General features: G+C 69.3%; 4 protein-coding genes. All 4 read left to right on the forward strand.

The features are described from left to right. The first annotated feature begins 79 nt into the window (after positions 1 to 79). The 4 genes from pyrE (at position 80) to fbaA (ending at position 3,319) form a co-directional block, all read left to right on the forward strand. Positions 80 to 649, forward strand: coding sequence for an orotate phosphoribosyltransferase (gene pyrE / locus HMPREF0058_RS02415; protein ID WP_006548078.1), 570 nt, complete (start codon positions 80 to 82; stop codon positions 647 to 649). Positions 650 to 798: 149 nt separating this feature from the next. Then, a complete protein-coding gene (locus tag HMPREF0058_RS02420) occupies positions 799 to 1,341 on the forward strand; it encodes a hypothetical protein (protein WP_141560448.1) in 543 nt (180 codons plus the stop codon). After that, positions 1,338 to 2,015 (forward strand): TrmH family RNA methyltransferase, encoded by a 678-nt coding sequence (locus tag HMPREF0058_RS02425; protein WP_006548080.1) that lies wholly within the window; start codon positions 1,338 to 1,340, stop codon positions 2,013 to 2,015. Before HMPREF0058_RS02420 ends, HMPREF0058_RS02425 begins: the two co-directional genes overlap by 4 nt. A gap of 248 nt (positions 2,016 to 2,263) precedes the next feature. Next, entirely contained in the window at positions 2,264 to 3,319 is a 1,056-nt protein-coding gene (gene fbaA / locus HMPREF0058_RS02430) for a class II fructose-bisphosphate aldolase (protein WP_006548081.1), read from the forward strand. Positions 3,320 to 4,113: the final 794 nt, after the last annotated feature.

The following is a 4,113-nucleotide window of genomic DNA, read 5'->3' on the forward strand; positions in this document are numbered from 1 at the left end:
CCCGCGCCGCCGCGCCGTCCTTGTCCCACACCCGCGCCGCCGGGCTGAGGCGATCGCCGTCGTCGCCTACCCTTAGAGCGTGATCGCCAACGACTCTCACCGCGCCCGCCTGGCCCAGCTCGTCAACGACCTCGCCGTGGTGCGAGGCAAAGTCACCCTCGCCTCCGGTCTGGAATCGGACTTCTACGTGGACATGCGCCGCGCCACCCTCCACCACGAGGCGGCCCCGCTCATCGGCCACGTCATGCTCGACATGCTCGAGGAGGCAGGCCTGGGCACCGATGAGATCGCGGCCGTCGGCGGCCTGACCATGGGAGCTGACCCGGTGGCCACCGCGATGCTCCACGCCGCCGCCTCGCGTGGGCTTGACCTGGATGCCTTCGTGGTCCGCAAGGCCGCCAAGGACCACGGCATGAAGCGCCGCATCGAGGGGCCGGATGTCGCTGGGCGCGACGTCGTTGTCCTGGAGGACACTTCGACCACGGGAGGCTCGCCTCTGGAGGCGGTCGAGGCCCTGCGTGAGGCTGGGGCCAACGTGCGCGCGGTCGCCGTCATCGTTGATCGAGACACGGGCGCCCGCGAGCGCATCGAGGCTGCCGGCCTTCCCTATTTCGCCGCGCTCGACCTGGACGACCTCGGTCTGCGCTGAGACCCGGTGCCCGGGGCGTGGTCGTGCTGATCGTGTCGAGCCTGAGGCCTGGCCTGGCCGGAGTCTGGCCGCCGGCAGCGGCTCCCGGCCCGTCACCCGCGCCCGCTGAGGGTTGGGCCGGCCAGGCGACGGCAGGTCTTGTGGTCGGCGTGTTGCTTCTCATCGCTGTGGCCTACCTCAGCCTCGTGTGGCGTCATGGCCGCAGGCTGCACGCGGCCGGGGAGATGATTGACCAGTTCTGGCGCGGCCTGGAGGCGGTCCTTATTCGCCACCACCGCGCCGCAGAGGACCTCGTGCGCCAGGCGGACGCGCGCGGCCTGCTGCCGGACGGCGACCGCGAGCGCGCCGAGTCCGCCGTCGCCTTCGCGACCATGACCGGCACACCTTCCCAGCGCGCGCGCCGGGAGGAGAAGCTGCACGAGGCGATGGGCGTCGTCGTCTCCCGCCTGGGACCTGGCGACGACGCCGCCGCGACTGAGCCCGCGCCTCTTGCCAGCGCGGTGGCCGAGTACGTGGCCGCCTGGGATGAGGTCGAGGCTGTGGGGCGACGCTACAGCGAGCTGGCGATGGGGTACAACAGGCTCGTGGCTAGCCCTTTCAACGTCCTGTGGAACCGTCGCCTGGAGCGCCAGCCGGCGCAGGTCTTCACCCCTGAGCACCCCGGCGCGCTGCACGCGGTTGACGTCCTGTGAGCGGCGCTGACTACTGGGCTGGGCTCCCGCCTGAGCAGGACCGCCCGGCGGATGTGCGGGAGGTCGGCGTCGGCCCGTGGCCCGGGGGAGAGGCCGCCTGGCCGACGGACCCGCGCTATGACCGCGAGCTCCTGCGTGACGGCGACCGACGCAACGTCGTCGACCGTTACCGCTACTGGAGCGTCGAGGCGGTGCGAGCGGACCTGGCCTCGCGGGCGCACGGGCTGCACGTGGCGATTGAGAACGTGACGCAGGACCTCAATATCGGCTCGATCGTGCGCACGGCGAACGCCTTTAACGTCGGGGCGGTGCACGTGGTGGGCCGACGCCGGTGGAACAAGCGCGGCGCCATGGTCACCAACCGATACCTCGACGTGCGCCACCACCCTGAGCCGTCGGGCCTGCTGACCTGGGCTGCGGAGGCTGGCTACGAGCCGATCGCGATCGACAACGGACCTGGCTCGCTTCAGCTTGAGCATGCGCAGCTGCCGGAGCGCTGCCTGCTCGTCTTTGGCTCGGAGGGCGAGGGCATCAGCGAGGAGCTGCGCGCCGGCTGCACCCGGCTGCTGAGGATCGGGCAGTACGGGTCGACCCGCTCCATCAATGTGGCGGCCGCGGCGGCGATTGCCATGCACACCTGGGTGCTGCAGCACGCCGGTCCCGCGCCGGACTGAGACGACGGCGCCAGGCGGAGTAAGGCTGCGGCGTCGGCTGGCTGCAGACTGCTGCGTCGGGTGGCGTCGGGGGACCGCGGGCCGGGCTGGGGGTTGCGGGCCGGGCTGCAGGCTGCGCCGTTGGCCGGCTCGGGCTGCGGCGTCGGCCGCGATGAGACATCCAGGACGTTCAGCCGGTTTCCGCTGGCCGTTATCCGTGGGACAATCGGCACTGCACCACTGCACTTTGAATACTCAGGAGGCATCCAGTGGCCATTGCAACCCCGGAGTCCTACGCCGACATGCTCGACCGCGCGAAGGCTGGCGGCTACGCCATCCCCGCGATCAACGTCACCTCGTCGCAGACTCTTTCCGCCGCCCTTCAGGGCTTCGCCGAGGCCGAGTCTGACGGCATCGTCCAGGTCTCCAACGGCGGTGCCGCCTACTGGTCCGGCTCCTCCCGCGCCGACAAGGTCAAGGGCTCCCTGGCCATGTCCGCCTACGCCTACGCCATCGAGGGCCTGTACCCGATCACCTTCGCTCTGCACACCGACCACTGCCCCAAGGGCATGATCGACCCGTGGCTGCGCCCGCTGCTGGAGATCGAGGTTGAGCAGGCCAAGCGCGGTGAGCCCACCGCCTTCCAGTCCCACATGTGGGACGGCTCCGCCGAGACCCTCGAGGACAACATCGCCATCGCCAAGGAGCTGCTGGCCCTGTCCAAGCAGGCTAACACCATCCTTGAGATCGAGATCGGTGCTGTTGGTGGTGAGGAAGACGGCATCAAGGGTGAGGAGAACGCCAACCTCTACACCACCGCTGACGACGCCTGGGCCGCTGTTGAGGCCCTGGGCCTGGGTGAGAACGGCCGTTACACCACCGCTCTGACCTTCGGTAACGTCCACGGCGCCTACAAGCCCGGCCACGTCAAGCTGCGTCCCGAGCTCCTGGGCGAGATCCAGGACGAGGTCGCTCGCCGCCTGGGTGACCGCCTGCAGACCAAGGTCGGGGACAAGAAGTCGCCCTTCGACCTGGTCATGCACGGTGGCTCCGGCTCCACCGCCGAGGAGATCGCCACCGCTGTGCGCAACGGTGTCATCAAGATGAACGTGGACACCGACACCCAGTACGCCTTCACGCGTCCGGTTGTTGACCACATGCTCAAGAACTACGACGGCGTCCTCAAGATCGACGGCGAGGTCGGCAACAAGAAGGCCTACGACCCGCGCTCGTGGGGCAAGGCTGCTGAGAAGGGCATGGCTGCCCGCGTCGTCGAGGCCTGCGAGCGTCTGGGCTCGGTCGGCTCTGCTTCCAAGCACCACTGAGTCGGATCGCGGTCGGGGGCAGCGCTGCCGCTGACCCGCCGCGAACGGTCCGCTCAGGGCGCCTAGCGCGGTGCGGCTAGTGCAGCTAGTCCCGCGCCGTGGTCCGGGATTGCGCCGGACCAGGTAGGTGCCGCGCGTTGGCAACGCCGTCGTCCCACTGTCTTCGGATGGTGGGACGACGGCGTTGCTGCGTCTGTCGGTGGTCGTGCGGAGGCGGTGGGGTGTGACTGTTGGCGGGGCGCCTGTGGTTGGGGCCCTGCGCCCGTGGTGTCGTGTGTGGCCTGTGGGGATGACGGTGTCCGTGGTGTTGTGCGTGGCCTGTGGTGCTGCTTCCTGGCTGCGTCGGTTGAGGTTCTGGGCCGTCGGTCTGGTCTTGGCGCGCTTCCTGGATACGTCGGTTGAGGTGCTGAACCGTTGGGCCGGGGTCGGTGAGACGCTGAGAGGTGTCGGTTTAGGCGCTGGACAGTCGGTTCGGGTGTGGCGGGGATGGGGTTCGACTGTTCAGGGCCTGAAGCGACGGAGACGCGACGGAGATACGGTGGCGTGCGGGCCGGGGCGGGTGGCGTGCGGGGGCGGTGCGATGGGCTTTTGGTGCGTGGGTTGGGTGATTGGTGCGTGCTTTGGTGAATGTGACGGTCTCTAGGGGAGTGCTAGGGCACGTACCAATCGAGGGCGCACGTACGCATCGGGGGAGGCACGTTCCAATGGGGCTGGGGCTGGGGTTCGGCTGGGGGAGCGCGCAGCTATGGGTGAAGGCACGTCCGCATTGGGGAGACACGTACTAACAGGGCTGG

The sequence above is a fragment of the Actinomyces urogenitalis DSM 15434 genome, assembly GCF_000159035.1.
Taxonomy (GTDB): domain Bacteria; phylum Actinomycetota; class Actinomycetes; order Actinomycetales; family Actinomycetaceae; genus Actinomyces; species Actinomyces urogenitalis.